The sequence below is a fragment of the Sporofaciens sp. JLR.KK001 genome, from assembly GCF_036941055.1.
In the GTDB taxonomy this organism is placed as follows: domain Bacteria; phylum Bacillota; class Clostridia; order Lachnospirales; family Lachnospiraceae; genus Sporofaciens.
This window is the reverse complement of record NZ_JAYMNO010000001.1, coordinates 2,378,850-2,399,958: the sequence shown is the minus strand read 5'-3', so window position 1 is coordinate 2,399,958 and position 21,109 is coordinate 2,378,850. Positions and strand designations below refer to the sequence as shown.

Annotated in this window: 22 protein-coding genes and 1 riboswitch; of the genes, 9 read left to right on the top strand and 13 right to left on the bottom strand. The window is 45.0% G+C overall.

What is annotated here, in order from left to right:
* Window positions 1-22 precede the first annotated feature (22 nt).
* The 3 genes from VSQ62_RS12495 to VSQ62_RS12485 all read right to left on the bottom strand — a co-directional run bounded on the left by VSQ62_RS12495 (window position 23) and on the right by VSQ62_RS12485 (window position 3,522).
* Entirely contained in the window at window positions 23-964 is a 942-nt protein-coding gene (locus VSQ62_RS12495) for an iron transporter (RefSeq protein ID WP_162226502.1), read from the bottom strand.
* A gap of 16 nt (window positions 965-980) precedes the next feature.
* Window positions 981-2,255 carry a sirohydrochlorin cobaltochelatase gene (locus VSQ62_RS12490; RefSeq protein ID WP_016281652.1) on the bottom strand — a complete coding sequence of 425 codons (1,275 nt, stop codon included), beginning with the start codon at window positions 2,253-2,255 and terminating at the stop codon, window positions 981-983.
* 289 nt (window positions 2,256-2,544) lie between these two features.
* A riboswitch (cobalamin riboswitch) is annotated at window positions 2,545-2,757 on the bottom strand.
* Window positions 2,758-2,829: 72 nt separating this feature from the next.
* Window positions 2,830-3,522, bottom strand: a complete 693-nt coding sequence (locus VSQ62_RS12485; RefSeq protein WP_016281651.1) for a hypothetical protein — start codon at window positions 3,520-3,522, stop codon at window positions 2,830-2,832.
* Window positions 3,523-3,952: 430 nt separating this feature from the next.
* Between VSQ62_RS12485 and VSQ62_RS32455 the strand changes: the two genes are divergently transcribed.
* The 4 genes from VSQ62_RS32455 (at window position 3,953) to VSQ62_RS12465 (ending at window position 7,037) form a co-directional block, all read left to right on the top strand.
* Window positions 3,953-4,546, top strand: coding sequence for a DUF6431 domain-containing protein (locus VSQ62_RS32455; protein ID WP_350339916.1), 594 nt, complete (start codon window positions 3,953-3,955; stop codon window positions 4,544-4,546).
* Between the two features lie 89 nt (window positions 4,547-4,635).
* Complete coding sequence (locus tag VSQ62_RS12475) at window positions 4,636-5,904, top strand: DDE-type integrase/transposase/recombinase (RefSeq protein WP_120397163.1); 1,269 nt, start codon at window positions 4,636-4,638, stop codon at window positions 5,902-5,904.
* Window positions 5,904-6,710, top strand: coding sequence for an ExeA family protein (locus VSQ62_RS12470; protein WP_120397164.1), 807 nt, complete (start codon window positions 5,904-5,906; stop codon window positions 6,708-6,710). Before VSQ62_RS12475 ends, VSQ62_RS12470 begins: the two co-directional genes overlap by 1 nt.
* A 12-nt stretch (window positions 6,711-6,722) precedes the next feature.
* Entirely contained in the window at window positions 6,723-7,037 is a 315-nt protein-coding gene (locus VSQ62_RS12465; protein ID WP_016217795.1) for a DUF6618 family protein, read from the top strand.
* Window positions 7,038-7,264: 227 nt separating this feature from the next.
* On the opposite strand, the gene VSQ62_RS12460 is transcribed toward VSQ62_RS12465, so the two are convergent.
* The 5 genes from VSQ62_RS12460 to VSQ62_RS12440 form a co-directional block, all read right to left on the bottom strand.
* Complete coding sequence (locus tag VSQ62_RS12460; RefSeq protein ID WP_334635228.1) at window positions 7,265-8,962, bottom strand: MobA/MobL family protein; 1,698 nt, start codon at window positions 8,960-8,962, stop codon at window positions 7,265-7,267.
* Window positions 8,963-9,715: 753 nt separating this feature from the next.
* A complete protein-coding gene (locus VSQ62_RS12455) occupies window positions 9,716-10,255 on the bottom strand; it encodes a hypothetical protein (protein WP_016301066.1) in 540 nt (179 codons plus the stop codon).
* Window positions 10,256-10,269: 14 nt separating this feature from the next.
* Window positions 10,270-11,220: a ParM/StbA family protein gene (locus VSQ62_RS12450; protein WP_016301065.1), complete on the bottom strand. Its 951-nt coding sequence runs from the start codon at window positions 11,218-11,220 to the stop codon at window positions 10,270-10,272.
* A gap of 39 nt (window positions 11,221-11,259) precedes the next feature.
* Window positions 11,260-13,233, bottom strand: a complete 1,974-nt coding sequence (locus VSQ62_RS12445; RefSeq protein ID WP_334635227.1) for a recombinase family protein — start codon at window positions 13,231-13,233, stop codon at window positions 11,260-11,262.
* Window positions 13,230-13,475 carry a hypothetical protein gene (locus tag VSQ62_RS12440; protein ID WP_016281646.1) on the bottom strand — a complete coding sequence of 82 codons (246 nt, stop codon included), beginning with the start codon at window positions 13,473-13,475 and terminating at the stop codon, window positions 13,230-13,232. The genes VSQ62_RS12445 and VSQ62_RS12440 overlap by 4 nt, the downstream gene beginning before the upstream one ends.
* A 256-nt stretch (window positions 13,476-13,731) precedes the next feature.
* Here VSQ62_RS12440 and VSQ62_RS12435 point away from each other — a divergent pair, with 256 nt between their 5' ends.
* From VSQ62_RS12435 to VSQ62_RS12425, 3 genes are all read left to right on the top strand, one after another.
* The gene (locus VSQ62_RS12435; RefSeq protein WP_334635226.1) at window positions 13,732-14,379 is read left to right on the top strand and encodes a sigma-70 family RNA polymerase sigma factor; all 648 of its coding nucleotides are present in this window, start codon (window positions 13,732-13,734) and stop codon (window positions 14,377-14,379) included.
* 75 nt (window positions 14,380-14,454) lie between these two features.
* Entirely contained in the window at window positions 14,455-15,369 is a 915-nt protein-coding gene (locus VSQ62_RS12430) for a hypothetical protein (protein ID WP_334635225.1), read from the top strand.
* The gene (locus tag VSQ62_RS12425; protein WP_016301062.1) at window positions 15,362-15,880 is read left to right on the top strand and encodes a hypothetical protein; all 519 of its coding nucleotides are present in this window, start codon (window positions 15,362-15,364) and stop codon (window positions 15,878-15,880) included. The genes VSQ62_RS12430 and VSQ62_RS12425 overlap by 8 nt, the downstream gene beginning before the upstream one ends.
* Before the next feature lie 68 nt (window positions 15,881-15,948).
* Here the strand turns inward: VSQ62_RS12425 and VSQ62_RS12420 are convergent, their stop codons facing one another.
* From VSQ62_RS12420 to VSQ62_RS12405, 4 genes are all read right to left on the bottom strand, one after another.
* A complete protein-coding gene (locus VSQ62_RS12420; RefSeq protein WP_157496365.1) occupies window positions 15,949-16,089 on the bottom strand; it encodes a hypothetical protein in 141 nt (46 codons plus the stop codon).
* A 41-nt stretch (window positions 16,090-16,130) separates the two neighbouring features.
* Window positions 16,131-16,484, bottom strand: coding sequence for a TnpV protein (locus VSQ62_RS12415; RefSeq protein ID WP_016301061.1), 354 nt, complete (start codon window positions 16,482-16,484; stop codon window positions 16,131-16,133).
* 198 nt (window positions 16,485-16,682) lie between these two features.
* On the bottom strand, window positions 16,683-17,444 hold the full coding sequence (locus VSQ62_RS12410; RefSeq protein WP_334635224.1) for a hypothetical protein: 762 nt from the start codon (window positions 17,442-17,444) through the stop codon (window positions 16,683-16,685).
* Window positions 17,441-17,968, bottom strand: a complete 528-nt coding sequence (locus VSQ62_RS12405; protein WP_334635223.1) for an RNA polymerase sigma factor — start codon at window positions 17,966-17,968, stop codon at window positions 17,441-17,443. Before VSQ62_RS12405 ends, VSQ62_RS12410 begins: the two co-directional genes overlap by 4 nt.
* A 171-nt stretch (window positions 17,969-18,139) precedes the next feature.
* Here VSQ62_RS12405 and VSQ62_RS12400 point away from each other — a divergent pair, with 171 nt between their 5' ends.
* Together VSQ62_RS12400 and VSQ62_RS12395 are read left to right on the top strand one after the other, a co-directional pair.
* Window positions 18,140-18,535, top strand: a complete 396-nt coding sequence (locus VSQ62_RS12400; RefSeq protein WP_334635222.1) for a helix-turn-helix transcriptional regulator — start codon at window positions 18,140-18,142, stop codon at window positions 18,533-18,535.
* A complete protein-coding gene (locus tag VSQ62_RS12395) occupies window positions 18,532-19,137 on the top strand; it encodes an ATP-dependent Clp protease proteolytic subunit (RefSeq protein ID WP_334635221.1) in 606 nt (201 codons plus the stop codon). Before VSQ62_RS12400 ends, VSQ62_RS12395 begins: the two co-directional genes overlap by 4 nt.
* 347 nt (window positions 19,138-19,484) lie before the next feature.
* Here the strand turns inward: VSQ62_RS12395 and VSQ62_RS12390 are convergent, their stop codons facing one another.
* A complete protein-coding gene (locus VSQ62_RS12390; RefSeq protein ID WP_334635220.1) occupies window positions 19,485-20,930 on the bottom strand; it encodes an IS5 family transposase in 1,446 nt (481 codons plus the stop codon).
* Window positions 20,931-21,109 lie beyond the last annotated feature (179 nt).

Sequence of the window (21,109 nt, the reverse complement as noted above, 5' to 3'; positions counted from 1 at the left end):
TTCTTAGAAAATTTTTTGCCTTTTATTCTTTGACTGCTGTATCTAAATGGAAAGTGAGTGTATATTCTATTTCATGAGGTTTACTCATCGCTACAGTGTCGCCGATAATATCCATTGGTTCATCAAATATAAGAACAGGAATCTCAAATATAGAATCGCCTTCCGTATTTACTGGCAGATATTTTTCTCCATTCACTATCATATAATCATAATTAGGGCTGTTCCATTGTACGGTTGCCATCGCTTTTCCACCTGCCACAGTTACTGATACGGGAGACAAAATTTCCGCCTTTCCGCTTCCGCCTGCAAAGGTAATTCCCATACTATATGTACCATCTTCCAAAGATACTTCATCATTTACCTGTTCATCATTCTCAAGCGGCACCGGATTGGAGACGCTGACCTTATGGTCGTACCATTTTCCCTTTGTCCCAATAAGCGCCAGATCAAATTCGCTCTCCAGCAAGGGAACAGGCACATCAAAACCATAAACTTCTTCCGTCATACCGTCACTGTATGTGACTGTATCTTCTGTCGGTAAAAGCAGCTCTGCTCCTTCTTCCGACGCATCTTCAGCCAGTCCGGGATAAAGATTTAAAATCTTTTTTGAACCAAGGGTAATATGTATTGTCATTTCCCCGTTCTCTACTGTCAGCGTTCCCTTGCCCTCGCAGGTTTCATTGACACGAAACATACTGCTGTCTGTCGTAAACTCTGCTGTATAAATCCCATCTGCCAGCTCTGCTGTATCCTGATTCTGCTTATCTGTTTCATCACTTTCAGGTTCTTTTTCCATTGGTTCTTCAGGCAATGTTTCCGTTACAGTTTCTGATGATTGCTCTGTATCCTCTTCTACAGTAACATCTACCGCAGAATCTGATTCCTGCGCATTATTGTTATTTCCACAACCCCCAGACAACGTGACAGAGAGAAGCGCAATAGCAATTATTATATTCTTCTTCATGATTCTTACCCGCCTGTTAATCTTTCATTACATCTGCCGTATGCTCTACATAAAGCTGCTGAATTGCTTGAATAGAACCAAGACCTTCAATCTGCGCATCCACGCTTTCAAAATTTCCAGAAGCCTTGAACATGCTAATCCATGAATCCTCATCTTCTCCTGCCATGTCATTATTGGCATGGTCTCCTGCAACAACCATCAACGGACGAAGGATTACCTTTGTATAACCCGCCTGTTTCACAGCATCTATCACCGCTTCGCAAGATGTTTCTTCCGGTTCCCCTTCCACTGTTCCGATAAATGCATTGACACAGCCAATGTCTGTCATTTGTGTCTGCATCTGACTGTAACTTACCTTTGCTGCATGGGAAGTGCCATGTCCCAGAAATACGAACGCTGTCCCATCCTCCTGCGCTTCTGCCAAACTCCCAAAACCTGCGTCCGCCACAGCTTCCGCAAGGATTGCTTCCGCTACCGCTGCTTTGTCCTCATTGACAACAGATGCATCCGCACCGACCTCGCCAAGAAGCGGCTCTGCAATCTTTACTGTTTCAAACTGATCTCTATATACTTCAACTGTCTCCATCAGTTCATCATACTCTGCCCCATGCATCAGATGAGTAGGCTGTACCACTAAATTCTTTACTCCGTTTCCTACTGCACGTTCCAATGCCTGATCCATATTGTCAATGAACTCTCCGTCTCTCGCCTGCACATGGTTGATAATAATCTGCGCCGTAAAAGCCCTTCTTACAGACCAGTCAGGATTTGCTGTCTGTATTGCATCCTCTATTCCTTTGATATCTGCAACACGGCTGTCATTAAAAGAAGTCCCGAAACTGACTACCAGAATTTCATTTTCTCCGATATCGTCCTGATTTCTCGGATTGTCTTTGGAAGCGTCGCCTGTATCCCTGCCAAAATAATCAGGATCGGCTTCTTCCCCTTCCACCAGTTCTTTCTGGGCATCCGTCAGCGCATCCCATGCCGCTTTTGCCTGAGCGCACTGCGCATCAGTGTCTTCTGTTCTCTTTTGTACATAGATTGCATCAATCAATGCTGCAACTTCATCTGCTGCTGCCTGATCAGAAACAACGTCATCCCCTGTCTCCGATTCATCCGCCTGATTTTGGCTGTCATTCTCTTCTGCCGATTCTGCACTCTTTGTATCTCCCTCCTCTGACTGTACGGTATTTTCCGCCGATGCCGGGGCATCTTTTGAACAACCTGCCAGCACCAGTGAGCAGGTCATAACACCAGTTAATAAAACAGCTACTAATTTCTTTTTCATTTTCTCCTCGCTTCCTTCCCTGTCCTGTCGCTCTACAGGGATATTATGTTAAATTTTAATCGAGTAGGGAAGATTCATCTTCCCCTACTCGCCGCGTGGGGCGCACGTTGCGCAAGCAACAATTTCATCTGTGCGCCCCTGCGCATAAAAAAATCCTCCACCATAATAACTACGGTAAAGGATTCATACACAAAATAAGCCTGCCAAATGCACTAAAATAAACAATCTTCCATCGTGCTTTCTGCAAGTTCAAAACGTACAACCAGTTACTCGTGGTTTGAAACAAATGTTTCTGTACAGCATTCAGGCAGGTCTCCCGGCTTATAGATCATCACATCAGCCGTCTTCCCAGGAAAGGATTTATTTAATTCCCAGTGACATATCGGCTTCTACTCCCTAATTACGGTGACGAGTTCGTACAGGATTTGCACCTGTTTCCCTTTTCACCAAAACCAATGCTCATTTCCCGCATTGTTCTGACACCTGTATACTATTTATTCAATTGTACAAGGTATAACACATTTTTTCCCTAATGTCAATAACTGCAAATCAAATTTTTGTTACCTAAAACTTGTTAGAACAATCCGAAAATTTGTCCATATCCATAAGTCAACTGCATATCGGTCATGACTGGCACTCGTTTCCATGCCAAGCTGCCTTCTGCCATTCTGCCTGAACAATTAAGATTGCTACAGTCAACGCAAATGCCTCTACACCTGACCTTATCATCCCGCGTAAGTTCTGCAATAAATGCAACACTCTTTTTCGGCAGCATACAAAAAGCTGAATTACAGGTAATCAGCGGCGTAAGCGTTTTTAACAGCTCTGGCAGCATCTCCAAAGGAAAATCTTCCTCACTTCCAAGAAAATGATATTTCGCAACATGCCAGTCCGTATTTTTCTGAATATAGCAGTTATAAGCGGCATATCCCTGCAATAGAAATTCGCCTGCCAGTACCTCAATCATATAGCTATGTGACAACATTTTTCTTTCACTATATCTTTCCTGTAAACAATCTATACCGTTACCTAAAGACATAACAACTTGCTCATATATCACGCTGTACGATTCACTTTGATGCTTATTTTTCCCAGAATATACGCTTTTCTCCCAAAAGGCTTCTTCACGCATCAATGGCAGCATTTCTTCAGCCACTGCTTGAAATTCATGTATTTGTGTTTCATCGTAATGGAATTTTTTGCGTACTTCCTCTAAAAAAGTAGGTGACAAAAATTTATCCAATACATTCGGAAAAAACGCTGCCATTTGATTTCCTCCTAATTTTTTCGTATTTATTTTAAATCTAAATGAAACCCTACGGACACAATAAACATAATATTTGAATTATATCATAACCGAACAAATTTTGTATGCCTTTTAAGAAATATCCCCTTCTAATTATTTTTCTGTATTTTATGGTCTTTACCTGTCGCCCAGCAAACTAAAGTTCCTATCTCCCGCACAAAAACATCGAATTAAAATCTCATCTTCTTAATACTGTCTATCAGAGCGCGCTGTAGGAAACGGCGCATTTTCCTCTTGACCATTCCTGCCTGTTCCGATATAGTTTTTTTGGAACAAAAAAAAGAGAAAGAACACCAACCTCCTACAGTTTGTTCTTTCTCTCACACCAGCGTGCCTGCCATATACGGGATCATGTCCCACTCGTGAGGCTTTGGCACTACCGACATATACTATGATAAGAGAAAACTCCCTATTTTGCAAGCTGATCCATATAAAAACTTCATCAAAAGCACTATTTGAGTCTTTCATGGTTGGATTCCGTCCCCATCTGCAGACCTGTCCCTTCTGTGGGGCAGCAGGCAGCTGCAAGATCCATGCCTATTATGACCGTTCCCTGGTGGATTTCATAGATGGCGCCCCTGTCCGACACAGCCTCTGCATCCTTCGCCTCATCTGCACCTGCGGCCATACCCATGCCATCCTCCCGGATTTCATCATCCCCTATTCCGGCTACGGCCTGTTCTTCATCCTCCGTGTCCTGGCAGAGTATTTCCTGCACCTCTCTACTATAGAGGGCCTCTGCAGGCGTTTCTCCATCACCCTTTCCCAACTGCACCGTTTTCTGGAACTCTTCCTGGTGCAGAAGGAAGAATGGCTCGGGGCACTTTCCTCTATGGAAGTCTCTTCCCTCTCCTTCCTGAAGACACTGTTCTCCCAGCCCTCCTATTCTGATTTTGCTTCCGCCTTTGTCCGCCGTTTTGCAAAATCCTTCCTCCAGTCCCATAAAAATCCGGCGTCTTACTGCCAACAAGTGTTCGGTCCCTGAACTGCTTTTCCACGACCACACGACCAGGCATGGTCTCCCTGAGGAAACTCCTTTATAATGGCAGAAAACCATTTAAGGAGGATATTTTTATGGACAACAAACAAAAGAACCTTTCGGACGCTGCCGCCATGGCACAGTTCCGGCTTGCCCTCATCGCACCGGTCATCCATGGCCTTTATCCTGATGCGTCCAGAAATGCCTATTACCAACGCATCACCGAGAACCCGCTCACCCTGCCTGATGGTTCCGCCTTCCGCTACAGCCCCAAGACTATCAGCAAGTGGGTGTCTCTCTACCAGAACGGCGGCATCGATGCACTTATGCCCCGGGAACGCTCCGACAAGGGCGGCACACGGGTCCTGACGGATACAGCCATCGAGGAGATCTACCGGCTTAAGGAAGCTTTCCCAAGGCTTAACTCCACGCAGATCCACCGCCACCTTGTGGAAGAGGCGTTCATCCCTGCCTCTGTCAGCGTGTGTGCTGTCCAGCGTTTTGTAAAGAAACATGACCTGAAATCGGCACGTAACCCGAACATGCGGGACAGGAAGGCTTTTGAAGAGGACGCCTTTGGGAAAATGTGGCAGGCTGATACCTGTTACCTTCCATATATCACAGAAGACGGCCTGCGCAGGCGGGTCTACTGCATCATGATCATCGATGACCATTCCCGGTTCCTGGTGGGCGGCGGGCTCTTCTATAACGACTCAGCTTATAACTTCCAGAAAGTGCTTAAGGATGCTGTGGCTGCACATGGAATCCCTTCTAAGCTCTATGTCGATAACGGTTCCAGCTACTCGAACGGGCAGCTTTCCCTCATCTGCGGCTCCATCGGAACGGTCCTTTTACATACAAAAATCCGGGATGGCGCATCCAAGGCTAAGATAGAACGCCAGTTCCGGACACTCAAGGAAACCTGGCTCTATACCCTGGATCTGGATTCCTTAAGCTCCCTGGCACAGTTCAATGGACTCCTTAAGGATTACATGCGCTCCTATAATACTTCCCTCCATTCCGGCATCGGCACTACACCCCTTTCCCGTTACCAGCAGACCCGCGCTTCCATACGGACACCTGCGTCCAGGGAATGGCTGGAGGAATGTTTCCTGAACCGCATTACAAGGAAAGTGAATAAGGATTCTACCGTCTCCATCGACAAGGTATCCTATGACGTCCCTATGCAGTTTATCTCATCAAAAGTGGAGATCCGCTTCCTCCCGGATGACATGTCCTCCGCCTTCATCCTTTACGAAGGGGTGCATTATCCCATCCGCCCTACGGATAAGAATGAGAACTGCAGGACGAAGCGCAACAATACACCTGGCATCGACTACTCAAAGTTAGGGGGTGGCTGTTGATGTTCCGTTCTTACTATGGATTGTCTTTCAATCCTTTTGACAAACAGATGGCCCGGGAAAAAGACCGTTTCCTTTCCAGGGACATCTCTGAGATGCTCTCCCGGCTGGATTACCTCAAGGATACCAGGGGCATTGGTCTGTTCACGGCACGCCCGGGCATGGGGAAGTCTTTTGGACTCCGCTGTTTTGCAAAGGGGCTCAACCCGAACCTTTACCATATGGAGTACATCTGTCTTTCCACCGTAAGCGTCATGGAGTTCTACCGCCAGCTCTGCTCTGTACTGGGAGTAGAGCCTAGAGGCGGCAAACCCGGGATGTTCCGGGCCATACAGGAGCAGATCCTCTACCTTTACCGGGAAAAGAAGCAGCCCCTTCTTCTGGCCGTTGACGAGGCCCAGTACCTCTCCACAGGCATCCTGGAGGACATTAAGATGCTCATGAACTACGGCTATGACTCCCTGAACTGCTTTACGCTCATCCTGTGCGGGGAACCGCACCTGAACAATACCCTGCGCAAGCCTGTCCACGAAGCCCTGCGCCAGAGGATCACCGTGCATTACAACTTTACCGGGCTCACAGATTCAGAAGTGGCGCAGTATGTACTCCACAAGATCTCCTGTGCGGGAGGCTCTGCCTCCATCATAGAGCAGGCCGCCCTTTCCGCTGTCCACAGCCATTCCCAGGGGAATCCGCGTCTGGTGGATAACCTGATGACAAATGCCCTTACCCTTGGCGCACAGATGGAGAAGAAAGCAATTGACACGGAAGTCATACTTGCCTCCGTCAGCAGCCAGAATCTTGGATAGGGGGTGTTGTTTTTGGAATACAGATGTTTTTTCAGGGATGGTTCCCGCATAGAAACCTGGACAGGGGAGATTATCCTGCTGCGATGGCGGCCTGGATGGTATGAAGCTGAGATGAATGGACGGGGGACATACTTCCACATCCTGGCCGGAGTGCATAAATACGGAAACTACCTGTGCATCCCGAACCATGATGTGGGATGTGAACTATCCGATTTTTCTGATATTTTCTGGAATGAGGGGCGGATCAGCAATCTAATGCGGAAGGTAGATGCCGTAACTGTTGCTGCCGGTTTGGCTTATCTGCCGACTCTGGCTGACAAACAATAAAAAATCCAACTACATCATGTGGCTATGGATCTCATAATGGGATTCATGGCCTTTCGATTTCGAAAGAAAAGCTATACCAACAGCGTGCTGCATTTTCGGCGGTATTATGCATTTGTAGACAGCACTGCGCAGTCAATGCGAAAAAGGTTGGAAAAATAATTTGCCGTTTATGTCTCCCTCAATTCGCCGTCCAACATTTACCCTGACTAAAAACAAGTTTTTCTTTGCTACCTCGCCCCTTTATCCTTTTGCCTTGCCTGATGCTCTCGTCTGCTTTCCCTTTCTTTTACCTCATGCTGTTTCTGTCTAAGCCGTTCTTTTATGCTCATGATATCGTTTGCTTTTTCTCCGTGAATTTTCTCATACTCCGCACGAGCTGCCTGATACTCAAGATTCTCTCTCTTTGATGCATCAAATTCCCTATAGAATGCCTGAACAGAGTCAAAGTTATATTCTTTCACGATGGATGAAAGCCGCTTTTTCATATTGGCAATCTGGTTGTCGATACTGTCAATCTCCTGCTGTAATTCCTTCCGTCTTCCACCCTTAAAGATACCCATACATTCGGATAATTCCTTTTTCAGCTTATCGCGCTTTTTCTCACGCTCAAAAATTGCTTTATTCTGCTCTTTGAGCTTACTGTCAATCTCTTTCAGAAGGGGATATTTACTTGCGAGTACGGAAGGTTTTGGTTGCGGCGGTCTTTCTGTTTCCAACCTATTTGTTTCGGCAGGAACAGATTTTTGTTCTGCTTTTATCTGTTCGATTATAGATTTTTTGACTGTGACAGTATTTTTCTGCTGTGACTGTTCTGCTTTATTCTGCATATCCGTTTCTTGGCGCAGATTAACAGAAAATGGTATCTTTTTCTTTTCCTGCTGAGTCGCCGAACCAGCTTTTACATGGGCATGACTTTCCATTTCTTTTGGTATTTCCTTTATGGCATCAGCAGCTTTATCAATAACTTTTTCCGCTATATCCATTACCTTTTGCATAGCTTTTATAATCAGACACTTTAATAATAAAATCGCCGCCCTGACAATCTCCCCGAACAGCTCCGGCTTGTTACCGTTCTGCTCCACAGATTCCTTTACCTTTTCCGTGATTTCTGTCTTTTTCAGTTCCACAACCTCCGTCTCGGATACGCCGCTTATAATAGCACGGTCAACAGCCCTGTTCCATTCCATGCGGATTTCATTGTCTGCTTTTATCGCCTCCGCTTTGGGATTATTTTTACCGACTTTCTTTGTGGCAAGGTACGGACCGTTTTTATCAAATATGCCGAGCCTGTCCTTATCGTCAATCACCATCTGGTTAATCAGATCCGTATATAATACTTTTATCTCATCCAGAAAAGATTCCTGCTTGAAGCGTCCGTCTTTTACAGTAAAAATCCTGCGTTCATACGCTTCGCCTTTTTTGATGATTTTACAGCCCTTGCGGATATTTCCGTCCCCGCCAAGTATCTCTTTCTTTGTCCGCACATGACGCCCCTGCTCGTCATAGAACATATTCCGGGTGGCAGTCTTTTCTTCCGGCTGGTCTAACCGTTTCCTCTCCGCAAATATCATATGGATATGCAGGTTTGTTTTCCGTTTGTTATGATGAAGTGCAGCAAAACACTCCACGCCGTACCTATCCTTAAATCCGTCAACCATCCTTTTCAGCAGCTCATCATGGTCATGGTTGATGAAACTTTCCGGCAGGGCGATCATCAGCTCCCTTGCTTCGATGCACTTTCCATTCGTCCCGCTTTTTTCAAATTCTTCCTGATTACACTTGGCAAGTTCCCGCCAGAACGCCCTGTCCGGCTCCGTTGCATAGACTTCATACAGATGCTCCTGTTTGGCATGGCTTGAAATATAAGTGATGCGCCCCGATAAATCATGCAGTTTTGCCATTTCTATAAATGAATTTCTCCTCATATGCGATTTTCCTTTCTTTTTATAGATAATCTGCCGCCGCAGATTTTTGTGAGCAGTCATTATCAGACGTCTGTCTGCGAACCGATGTCCGAATACGGGCAATTTACGGCTGTCGCTTTCTGACAGCCGCATAAGGGCTTCGTTTTATGAAGTCCCTATGACGATGCTGCACATCTGCCCTGAAATGTAGCCGTAAGCAGCATCGCCATTCATGCGCCCGTCCTCTGGGCGGTATGGATAAATACAGTCCGGCTCTTTCGGACTGTAAATTTGCGCAGGCGCAAATTTGCCCCCTGCAAGGGCGAAATCCCCGGAGTACAAAACGAAGTTTTGTGCGTAGGGTGTATTTCGCTCTCAAACGCCGAGAGCTTAGGGAAGGGCTTGCGCCCTCCCTAGAAATTACTGCCAGTCACTCCTTGAGCTACTCCGAAACAGTTCGTGGAGCAGATTCTTTACGGGCATAAAAAAGCCGCCTGTCTGAAAACTGGTATTCCAGCTTCAAAACAGACGGCTACATTTGCGCCCTTATTTGCAGCCTTCCGGCTGCTCTTTGCCCTTATTTTGCGGGCTTAAATGCCCGCCCTTTATTATGCAGCCTTATATGGCTGCTCTTTGTCCTTATTTTGTAGCCTTTCGGCTACCCTTTGTCGGTCTTTTATGAAAATATGGATGCATTTATGCTCTGATGTGAAAAAATCCACAAAAATAAGGCTACAGTAAACCTGATTACCATAGCCCTACTCTGCAAATATATTAAAATGCATCAAAATCAATCAAGTCATTGTCCGGCGGCTCTGTGGGATTCTCCGATACAGCTTCTTCCTGCACATCCCCTGCATTTTGCATCGCTGCTTCCATATCTGCCGGATTGGAAACACTTGGAGAAACTGCCCCGCCCATTACTGCATTTCCGTTATTCATACCGTTTGCTGATGCCTGACCGTACACCATGCCGCCTTGCGCCGCTGGGTATGCACCCATAGGAACGGATAAGGGAAAAAACTGCATCTGTGCCATATACATCCCAAAAAGCGCCGGGAGATTGGACATCACTTTCTTTTCCACCATTTCCACGATGCGCTCCGCAAAAGCGTCCTCTTTCTCCCTTGTTTCCAGATAAGGATCACGCTTTACCGCCACACAGCGGTCATAATAATTATTGACTGCTTCTATCACAAATCTGTTCTGTGACTTGAACATCTGCCGTATCTGCGGGGAGTGCAGGAGTTCCCATGCCCTGCACTCATCCCCTCTCTCCATGTTGAAACGGATATTGTGGTTTTTATTCTTCATTCAGACACATCTCCTTATCCGGCGGAAGCCATCAATTTCTGCCTGCGGAGTTTCATATAGCAGAAATATTCATAGCCTTTGGCGTTTGCTCGTATATCATGGTTAAAGGCAACATTGTCACTGTCATAATCCCCGACAAGCTCCACAATCTTTGCGCCGCCGCCCATGATATACAGTTTCATAAGGTTCGGATTATAACCGTGTGCTTTCAGTTCCGCAAATATCTTATCCACATAGCTCTTTGCCGCTTTTTCCATAAGCTGCTGGTATTCCCCGCCCACTTTTATATCACCATAACGCAGATAATTCTCGATAATCTCTGCCGGAAGTTCCTCCGCTTTCCTGTCCAGTATAAGATTGCGGATCGCCATATAACATTCATTCGCCCCCAGCTTTACCGTCCACGACTTGCTTTCGCTCGCCTTGCCGTTGTTGAGTATCATCACATTCATCGTCCCGTTGCCGATATCCGCTATCATGTGCATCCCCTTAAAATCCGGCAGGCTCTCCGCTACCGCCGCATAACACTGCGGCATGACCGTACAGTCCGCGATGTCAACCGTATATCGTTTACCTGCATATTTGTAATCTACATGGCGGTTCTGCATCATATATTCACGGAAGGAATCCCTCTGTGCCTGCACCCATTTTAACGGAAGCCCTACCGCAAGATGTATCTTTGCAGCCGATAATCCTCTCGCTTTCAGCTCCTTTGCAATGGCGGCAAGAGTAAGAATATAATTATCGTCATCCAGGCTTTTCTCCGCAACAAAATCCTTGTGTCCCTCGCCTATGGTGTAATAGCTGCCTTCATATTCCAGATAGTCTCTTGTAAAGACAGGCGGCTGACTGCTCCTGCTCACGGAAGTCGGGAAACAGCACCTTGCCGTCTTATAATTCCCATAGCCTGCATCCACTCCTAAAATAATTGTCCCGTTCATGTTGTAATCTCTAAGTTTTGCCATATCAAAATCCTCACTTTCATGCTTGTTGTTATTATCAAACTATCTGCCATATTTTGCTTTCACTTCCTCTTTGGTCGGAAGGCTGCTCTCTACAATAATCTTGTTTTCCCCTGCTACCATAGCTGCAACCTGTTCCGTACCGTCCGTATGCAGGAGTCCGTCCGCTGATGCTTCCGCCTCCGCCATCTGTTTCTGTTTGTCCGCCTCCCTTGCTCCTTCAATCACACGCCGGATTTCCGGTCTGTGCTTTTTACGGTATTCTTTCAGGTAGGCACGGCTGTATGCACGGCGTTTCCGCTTCTTTTCCTCCGCCGCCATTTCTTCCTCAGAAAGCTCCTGCACCGGAAGCTCCACCTTCCCGATATAATTTAAGAAAATCTCGATCTCCTGCACACGTTCTCCGTCGATTTCCTCTATTTTATGCACCATGACCTTATCAACAAATTCATTCACAATGGCGGGCGTGAGTTCCTGAATGTCGGTGTACTTGCGGACAAGGGAAAGAAATTCCTCCGTCCTGTCCGTGTCATCCTCAAACTGTGCAAGTTTTTCACGGATTTCCTGCATGGAGATTTCAAGCTCCTGCTGTTCCTTCTCATAATCGGAAGAAAGCATTTCATACCGTCTGTCCGGCAGCTTCCCCATTGCGTTGTCCTCATACACCTTTTTGATCAGCAGGTCAAGGTCTGCAAAACGTTTCTCTTTTTTAGAAAAGTCTGCTTTCAATTTTTTGACCTCGCTTTTATCCCTGACCTCGGATGCACTCCGCATATTTTTTATAAACGCCGCCTCGTCCATGCGGACGCTTTTTAAGGCATACCGTATCGTTTCGAGGATAAGCTGTTTTACCGTATCCTCTTTTATGGAATGTGAAAAGCACACCTGCTTATACTGCTTCCTGCTGCTGTTGTAAGTGCTGCAGTTAAAGCCTGCGGATGTGCGCTCTGTCCCGCCGTTCGGGATACCCCTCCAGTCTCTTGCCGTCCTTGTCGTGCTTCTGCGGTAGTGCATTTTTCCGCCGCAGTCCGCACAGTAGAGCTTTCCGGTCAGCAGGCTTCCTTTTCCGCCGGTATCCACTCTCCGCACTGTCTTTCTTAATTCCTGCACCATATACCACGTCCTGCGGTCTACGATTGGTTCATGGGTATCCTGAAAAACAAGTATCTCATCACTGTTATTCTTAACAGCTTTCTTATCCTTATAGGATTCCTTGTGGCTACGGAAATTTACGGTATCGCCCATATATTCCGGTCTTTCCAGTATCCGCACCACCGATCCGCCCGTCCAGTTGTAGGGAGTTTCAAAATCGCACATGGTTTTGAAATTCCCCCTCTGTCTTGTCGCCTGATAATAGGACGGTTTCCCAATCTTTTCCTCTGTAAGCCGTTTTGCAATCTGGTACGGTCCCATGCCCTCCACGGTCAGACGGAAAATCTTTTTCACAACCTCCGCCGCTTCTTCATCCACAAGCCAGAGGTTTTTATCATCAGGGCTTTTCACATATCCGTATGGCGGATTGCTTGTGATTGGTTTTCCCTCTTTCCCTTTTGCCCGCAAAACAGCGGTAATCTTCCTGCTGCAATCGCGCAGATACCATTCGTTCATGATATTCAAAAAAGGGGCGAATTCACTGCTGGTGTTGTTGCTGCTGTCAACACCATTGGAAACAGCAATAAAACGGACACCCTTTTCCCGGAAGAATACCTCCGTGTAGAATCCTACCTGAAGGTAATCCCTCCCGACACGGCTCATGTCCTTTACTATGACTGTGCCGATGTCGCCGTTTTCAATCCGGCTTAACATCTGCTTCCATCCCGGTCTTTCAAAACTGCCGCCGGAAAATCCGTCATCCGTAAAATGCACCGTGTTCGTGTACCCGTTGTTTTTTGCATAATCCTCCAGCATCTTTTTCTGGTTGACTATGCTGTTGCTGTCCCCCGCAAGATCATCGTCCCTTGAGAGCCGCTCATAAAGAGCTGTTATTCTGTTGTCACCAGCCGTCCTGTTGTTCATTCCGAACTCCTTTCCGGCGGCTGGCTCATCTGTGGTGAATCCATCTTAACATAACTTTCTGCGCCTGTCACCATTTCATTCAAAATTAACCGGGGAATTTTTTCATCCAGCGTGTCGGCATATCCCGAACCCGTATATACCCTGACCCTGAAAAGTGTCCCGCCGATTCTTCTGTAAAAAAATCCAGCCGGAACAGGGCTGGATTCTGCTACATCATTATTCACTTTTAATGTTTCTGCCATACAATCCTTTCTTGCGCACCGAGCGCATATCCCTTATAATTGTTCGGGGAACTGTTAAGCTCCCTGACTTCCGTACTTAGTAACCGAATTTTTATTTTATCCGTACTCCACAAGCCGCCCTCCCTTCTATTTGTAACTGATTTTATTTTGAAAAAGATTACTCTTTCACTAATAGGAGAAAAACAGCTATAAAAACGGAAGTGTTTTTGAAAAAACTGCTACACTTTTTTATATTTTTGAAAAGGACTGATTATAAATGCCAAAATACACCGAACTCCCAACATTCAGGGAGCAAAGTTTTATAACAGAAGCGGACGGGGATATGCTCCACCGTGAAGCCCGTGCCCTTGCAATCCGGCGCATTGAGGAAAGCGCAAGGACAGTGGAGGACTTTGAAAACGTACTGTACTGGTGGGATAAACTGGACGAAAACAGGGAACGGAGAGAAAGAGACCATGAGATAGGACGCTCCACTGTTCCTCTGGAATGGGGCGCAGATGAACTGCATTTATTCGATAGACCGTCTTATGATATGGTTTTAAGAAGGCTCCTGCTTGCAGGTGATTTTCTTGATTTCATATTTGACAGCCCGGAAACGATACATGAACTTGTCACAGATGCAGATTTATCGGAAATATTAAAGGAACTAAAGCCGCACCTCAAAAATATGCTCTATTACCTGTTCCTGCGTGATGATTCCGCTACAGAGTATGCAGAGAGCATCGGGCAGACAGACCGGAACATCCAGGGCATCCGTGAAACAGCATTGAAAAAGATACGAAAACTCTATGGTGCTGTGCTTGCATACCGGAAGGAAAACAGTCTGCCGCTGACGCTTGATGAGAAACATTTTTTAGAAAACGGAGTGCGGAAGAAAAAGGAAAGTAAACGGCTTGACCGATAACAAGTAACTGTTTATAATATAGGAAATATTACATCAGATAATTCGATATGATTGATGGATTGGAGCAGATTTTCTATGAAGAATTTATTTGCGCATACCAGCGCACCGTGGATTCGGTACAGCGGCTATGAATATAAGACCGCTGATGATGGCACTCTCTACATAACGGTTTCAGAAGGCGCAGAACCGGAAATGTACCGCCCCATGCAGGAAGCGGAGCAGCTTATCACTGATGCGGTAAATGTCGGGCTTGCCGCCATGCACAAAGCCTCGGAAGAAGAACTAAAAGAGTCCGTGCTTGACTTTGTAAAAAAATATGGTTTCCTCGGCTTTATGACCGCCCTGCCGACAACAGCAGATTTTATAACCTATGAATCCGTGTATCTTCCAAAAAACCACTTTATAAAGGAAGAATCCCTTCCTACAGAGAAGTATCTTTCCTATTTCTACCCTTTTGATAAACTGGATTTCAGAAAGAAAAGTGTGGAATCGGGATGGTCTGTGACTGACCGTGAAGGCATTGCGATCACAATGGCTATGGGGAATGCGCCGCAGGCTGTGGCGATGGAATTACAGAAGGAATATGCGGAAAAGTACGACTGGATTTTGAAAGAATTTACTGACTTAGCATTTACCTTTATGACAAGTTTCCTTTATTACCTCGATTATGATACGATTGACGAGCAGACACGCAGCCTGTACCGTCAGGGCATTTCCGCTTTCGGCGGCATATCCCCCACTTACCGGATTGCACTGGAAAAGGATTCGCCCGTTATCGTATGGGATTTCCATTCGCTGCTTGTCATGGTGCAGATGTGCTTTTCCTTCATGCTCACGGACAAGGACAGTGATATGCGTATGTGCAAGCACTGTAAAAAAGCCTTTGTCGCAAGCCGGAAGGGGAATGAATTTTGCAGTCAGAGGTGCAAGAACCAGTTTAATGTCTACAAATCAAGAGAAAAGAAGAAAGGGAACAAAAGAGATGATTGAAAACAGGAACGTAAATATCATAACCGATGCGGACGGTAAAAAGCTGGTCTTGATTAACGATATCCGTTTCAAAGGGAAACGCCAAATTGACTGGGATAATGTAAAGCGGTATCTCGAAGGATATGTCGGAGACTATTACGAGATTGAAGAAAATGCCGAGCGTATTTATATTGGAAATGAACTTCCCGAAGAATACACGGAATCAGAGAGCCGGAAAAGCCTTATGGGTGCAAATGCAAAAGCGAAGGCAAACGCCGCTACTGCGATACCTGAACTGATACAGATAGCATCAAACCCGGCTTATGAAGAAAACCGCAAGGAAAAACACAACAAAAACGCCAGATACGGCTGGTACAGGTATGATGTCCGTTTTGCCCTCCCGGTTTATGATGAGAATGTGCTTGTCAGATACAATATATTCCATGCCCGTCTTTTAATTAACCATGCTGAAAATGGCAAAAAATATCTGTATGATATTTTGGCAGTAAAAAAAGAAACGAGCAAGCCGTAACAAGATGTACGGTGAAAACCCATTTCTTATTGTCAATAATAAGCCATTTTTTCCGTCCTGTCAATCCCCTATTTTAATTTTTCACAAAATCCCGCCATTGGCATTTTTAATGCAATGGGGGAACTTTGTTTCCCCTTGACCACTCCATAGCATGAGGCGCAGAAGATGTCAAGACCGCCGCAGGCGAGGCGGAGCCGGTGTCTTGACATCTTCTGCGCCTCATGCTACAAAACTTAAAGCCAGAATAAAACTAAAGGGAATATATCAGATCATGCAGCACTACTTCCTCCGCTCTGCTCCTAATGCTGTTCATCTTCTGAAGCCAGCAGAGCCAGTCATCAGATTTAAGCTGTTCGGTTACTCCCTCTTTTTTTGCCATCTGCCTTACAAGCCTGTCCATCATCTCATTACATTCTTCATCAATCTCCGCAAGATGCTTCCATAAGGTTTCCGACAAGATCATATACGAATAAATGCCCCTATGGTTTTCTTCCAAAAAACGCTTCCTCATGCGTCCATACTTCCCGATCTGATACTCCGTTGTATCCGAAAGTTTGAGGTCTGGAATCAGATAATCTCCTTCCCAATGGTAAGTAATCTCCATATACAACCGCCTTTCTTTGTGCTAAACTGTTTACAGATACGAATAAAAGGATTATCACCTTCTTCCTTGTATTACAACATCTGCAAGTTTCCATTCACCACAAATGAGCCAGCCGCATATGTTGTATTTTTGCAGATGCGCATTTCCGCTAAAATAAAGCGTTTATTGGAAATGTTTACATCTACAGTTCACAACATATCACATCCATAACGTGTTCACCTCCCACATTGCTGTGCAGTTATTCTGCCCTCTATATACGCAATACGCCAGATAAAACACGGCGGCGGCCGTCATTGCGAACCATACAGGCATAGAAACCGCTCCATATATTTCTTCATTTGATACTATCTGCGTCCATATCAGGCACCAGACAACACATAAGAAGAGAGCAAATACCTCCGAACCGATCCTTCTGCTGGATAATACCCGAAAACAGATACAGCACGTCACAATATAAGGAAGAAAAAACTGAATCAGCATTTCCTCGGCAAATACTTCCCCGGTCAGCATTACCATCAGAGTAAAGACGCTCAGCAGCAGCAAATCTACCAAGGCAAATGCGAAGATCCTGGCCGAATAAATCTGCCTCAAAGAATAGTACGATACGCTCTCGATCTCTAAAGCATTCGCATTTCGGTTTTTCCAGAGTTCCGGTAATAATAAGACCGCGAATAGAGAAGCCGCGATCCCCATATACCTCTGTATACAGACATTGCTCCCCGTAAGCCAGAGTGTGAGCCAGAGCAGGAACAGGAGCGCTCCCTGCAGGATCCACCATCGTTTATGGATATATCTGCTCTGCTGATAGAGAAATTCGGCATGTGAAATAAGTTCTTCCGCTTCGCTTTCCTCGAATGCTGCTCTTGACTTCCGTATGGTTTCCTGTAACTCTTTCTCTATATAAATAACTTTATCTTTTGCACCAAGATGCTTCTTAAGCTGATGATCTGACAGACTCATATATTCTCCTTTCCCAAATACTCAGACAATAATTCTCTCGCTCTTTGTATCCTGTATTTGACAAGCGAAACACCGATTCCCAGAATAGCGGCGATATCTTTTTGTCTGCGTTCCTGTATAAAAAACAAAACTGCCGTTTCCCTCAATTCCTCAGAAAGAGTATCCAAAGCTTCCGTTATCATTATGGTATTTTCTATACCATCTATCTTCTCATCCGGGATCTTAGGCAGATCTTCAAGCAGGAGCTCTTTTCTCTTCCTGTGATAATCTTTGCAGGCATTGGCTGCAATGACATACAGATAGTTCACTGCCTTTCCATAATGCTTATATTGCCTGAAAGTTCGGAAAAAACGCGTGAAGGTTTCCTGCGTCATATCCTCTGCGTATCCGTAATCCCTAATATGTATGCGGCAGTATTTCAATATTTCCGCATAGTATTTTCTGACAAAACGCTCAAAGGCTTCTTCATCTCCCATACGCATTTTCTGCACAAGCAGAAAATCCTCATCCAAGTCTATAATCACGATCCCCTCCTTTCCCGGCGTACCGGCTCATTTATATCTCGAAAGCACTTTCTATATACTATAACGTCGTTTAACTGCAAAAAGATAGTTTAATATAAAAAACAGCACTTTTTATTAAGACATATACATCTGAACTTGCTATAATGATCACGGATGCAAGGAGGATATCTAATGAAAGACCAGAAAGAAGCTGTTAAAAAAGTCATAGATTACATTGAAAGAAATTTAGAAGAAGAAATCAACTTAGATAATATATCGAAGAACATCGGCTATTCCAAGTTCTATCTTAACCGCATGTTTACAGAACATACGGGGATCACCATCTATAAATATTTACAAAACCGCAGGCTTACGGCTGCTGCCGAAAAACTGGTTAAGACAGATAAACCGATAATTGAAATCGCATATGAAGCCGGATATGATTCGCCGCAATCATTTTCATATGCCTTTAAACAAGTTTATATGTATCCGCCCAAGATCTACAGGGATATCGGGATCTTTACGCCAAAACAGAGCAGGATTTCTATGTGCTATTCATTTGCAGAGATTAAGGAGATTGCAGCATGAGTACGATTCCTTACGTCATTGAACAAACCGGTCACGGAGAGAGAAGCTATGATATATTTTCACGTCTATTGTCAGACAGAATTATTTTTCTGGGCGAGGAGGTCTGTGATACTTCCGCAAGCTTAATCATAGCGCAGTTACTCTTCTTAGAAGCACAAGACCCTGATAAAGATATCCAGCTATATATTAACAGCCCCGGAGGTTCTATAACTTCTGGATTTGCGATTTATGACACTATGCAATATATCAAATGTGACGTTTCTACGATATGCATAGGGCGAGCGGCAAGCTTCGGCGCTTTTTTATTAGCGGGCGGCGCTCATGGAAAACGTATGGCATTACCCAATTCTGAGATCATGATCCACCAGCCTTCTATCCATGGCAGCGGTATTCAGGGACAAGCCAGTGATGTGCGGATAATGTCAGACCTTATACAAAAAAACAAGCAGAGGTTAAATCGCATTTTGGCGGAAAATACAGGGCGGACTGTGGAAGAAATCGAAAGAGATACGGACAGAGATAATTATATGAGTGCAGATGAAGCTCTGGCATATGGTCTGATAGATTCCGTTATCCCTTCGGCTGTCCCCCCTTTTAAATGATCGGCAAGCATTTTAATATTTTCTTCCGTTTTCCATGAATTTGTGCGCACTAGTACATCATTGCGTTAAGATTGACGGTGCTATGTGCCAGCGGCACATGTTCAGCACGGACCGTAACGGAGTGTAGACCAACGACGCAGATGGAAAATCAGGCAAGTTATATGGCTGGTTACTTATTATTCGGTGTACTAGTACAGCATTGCATAATTAGCAGTGGATAATGTGCTTGATATCTGCGTCAGATGTGCGTCTACAAGCCGACGGCGTAGCGGGCACGTCTAGGATTGGAGGCGTGCAGCTGGCACAGATAGCGAGTGCAGAATTCACTGCTAATTAGTGCCTGCTGATTAAGCCACTATTATTAACTTCCCCGAAATCTCTTCGGAGAAGCCTCTTAAGCGACTCAACAGGGCGCAGAGAATCCTTCTCTGCATTTTGAAGAGATTCGCTGTAAGTACCGATAACGCTATTGATGTGAGTTGTGTTTCCTCCAGTTTGGTTACGATTAATCCTAATCCATAACTATGTTTTTCAACACTGAATTCCCGTTCCACTTCAATTCGGTCCGTATTATCTTGATATTCCTGTTTCTTCTCTATCTTTGTCTGTTTTTTCTTCCCTGGCCGTCCCAGTTTAGGACCAGACATCCGAATCCCTTTGCTTTTACAAAACTTTCGGTTTTCTCTGGTCCGGTAGATCTGATCTACCAGTATCCGTTCTGGATAATGCCCTGTCCGGTTATAGTATCTCATGACCGCTTCCTGAAGGTAAACACTTTCATTGTATGCTTCAAATGAGATCTGTTCAATCCGACTATAACCTTTTTCATCTATGCTTAAGTCCAGTTTCGCCCCAAACTCTACCGGTGCTTTCGCTTTCCCCCTTACGATCGGACGCAGCCACGGCTGACTAATACTTACAATGCGGTGTTCGACCGTATGCGTTTTGTTCTCATACATGTACAACTGTTGCTCATACAGTTTCATAATCGTCACCAAAAACGGAATCTCCTTTTTTACTGGCGCATAGCCCTCTTCCATGTATTTCTCCAGATATCCAAGATCCCTCCGGACATAGGACAGCTGTTTCTTTACCGCCTTTCGCACCTGCTTTTTGGAATGTTTCTTCCCTTTCGCAAAAGACAGATATTCTTTCCGGGCTTTTTTACGGTAACGTCTCGGTAACGGCAGTCCATAGGATTTACAAAACCGATAAATGATCGTCTCCAGTTTTTCTCTTGCTTCATTTAAAAGGGATACGTCCTGGGGATATCGGATGTTAGCCGGTGCACAGGTGGCATCTATAATCAATGTCCCTTGATTCACTGCATCTTCCTGACCCTTTTCACAATCCCTCTTTTCAGAAGAGTCTTTTGACGGAGGATCCTTCTTATCATCATGATTCAAAATATAGTCATTTGCTTCCATGATGATCTCAGAAGACAAACGTTTCCGGAAAAGGACAAGGGTACTTGCATCAAACGGTGGTTCTTCCTGATAACCTGGAAGCCCTATGAAGTATTGCAGATATGGATTCTCTGTAATCTGTTCCACAAGTTCGCGGTCTGAGAAACAGAGTTTCTTTTGGATAATTAATGAACCAAGAGCCGTACGCAAAGGCTTTGCAACGTTTCCTGTATCATTTGGAAACAGATCAGCATATTTTGATTCAAAAACATCCCATGGAATTTGTTCTGCCAAACGCACCCATCTGTTTTCAGGATTCATATGCATTCCTAATGGCTGGTTAAAATCGAGGAATGAATGTTGTAACTTATCAAGATATTTATACATATATTGGACTCCCTGCTTGTATATTTTTAAGGTTATCTGCACGAAAAATGAACGATTAATTTCTATTATCTTGCAAGTATTATATACCAAACAGCCAGAAAAGTCAGTAAAATCAAGCATTTTAAGTTTAATCAGCAGGCACTAATTACGCAATGCTGTACTAGGATATCAATGAGATG

Bases quoted from the DNA above. Each gene is read 5' to 3' on its own strand.
- VSQ62_RS12475 (WP_120397163.1), top strand. From the start codon at position 4,636: ATGGACAACAAACAAAAGAACCTTTCGGACGCTGCCGCCATGGCACAG.
- VSQ62_RS12490 (WP_016281652.1), bottom strand. From the start codon at position 2,255: ATGAAAAAGAAATTAGTAGCTGTTTTATTAACTGGTGTTATGACCTGC.
- VSQ62_RS32455 (WP_350339916.1), top strand. From the start codon at position 3,953: ATGATAAGAGAAAACTCCCTATTTTGCAAGCTGATCCATATAAAAACT.
- VSQ62_RS12435 (WP_334635226.1), top strand. From the start codon at position 13,732: ATGCCAAAATACACCGAACTCCCAACATTCAGGGAGCAAAGTTTTATA.
- VSQ62_RS12460 (WP_334635228.1), bottom strand. From the start codon at position 8,962: ATGAGGAGAAATTCATTTATAGAAATGGCAAAACTGCATGATTTATCG.
- VSQ62_RS12470 (WP_120397164.1), top strand. From the start codon at position 5,904: ATGTTCCGTTCTTACTATGGATTGTCTTTCAATCCTTTTGACAAACAG.
- VSQ62_RS12410 (WP_334635224.1), bottom strand. From the start codon at position 17,444: ATGAGTCTGTCAGATCATCAGCTTAAGAAGCATCTTGGTGCAAAAGAT.
- VSQ62_RS12455 (WP_016301066.1), bottom strand. From the start codon at position 10,255: ATGAAGAATAAAAACCACAATATCCGTTTCAACATGGAGAGAGGGGAT.
- VSQ62_RS12440 (WP_016281646.1), bottom strand. From the start codon at position 13,475: ATGGCAGAAACATTAAAAGTGAATAATGATGTAGCAGAATCCAGCCCT.
- VSQ62_RS12420 (WP_157496365.1), bottom strand. From the start codon at position 16,089: ATGTCAAGACACCGGCTCCGCCTCGCCTGCGGCGGTCTTGACATCTTC.
- VSQ62_RS12450 (WP_016301065.1), bottom strand. From the start codon at position 11,220: ATGGCAAAACTTAGAGATTACAACATGAACGGGACAATTATTTTAGGA.
- VSQ62_RS12445 (WP_334635227.1), bottom strand. From the start codon at position 13,233: ATGAACAACAGGACGGCTGGTGACAACAGAATAACAGCTCTTTATGAG.
- VSQ62_RS12400 (WP_334635222.1), top strand. From the start codon at position 18,140: ATGAAAGACCAGAAAGAAGCTGTTAAAAAAGTCATAGATTACATTGAA.
- VSQ62_RS12430 (WP_334635225.1), top strand. From the start codon at position 14,455: ATGAAGAATTTATTTGCGCATACCAGCGCACCGTGGATTCGGTACAGC.
- VSQ62_RS12425 (WP_016301062.1), top strand. From the start codon at position 15,362: ATGATTGAAAACAGGAACGTAAATATCATAACCGATGCGGACGGTAAA.
- VSQ62_RS12495 (WP_162226502.1), bottom strand. From the start codon at position 964: ATGAAGAAGAATATAATAATTGCTATTGCGCTTCTCTCTGTCACGTTG.
- VSQ62_RS12390 (WP_334635220.1), bottom strand. From the start codon at position 20,930: ATGTATAAATATCTTGATAAGTTACAACATTCATTCCTCGATTTTAAC.
- VSQ62_RS12415 (WP_016301061.1), bottom strand. From the start codon at position 16,484: ATGGAGATTACTTACCATTGGGAAGGAGATTATCTGATTCCAGACCTC.
- VSQ62_RS12485 (WP_016281651.1), bottom strand. From the start codon at position 3,522: ATGGCAGCGTTTTTTCCGAATGTATTGGATAAATTTTTGTCACCTACT.
- VSQ62_RS12395 (WP_334635221.1), top strand. From the start codon at position 18,532: ATGAGTACGATTCCTTACGTCATTGAACAAACCGGTCACGGAGAGAGA.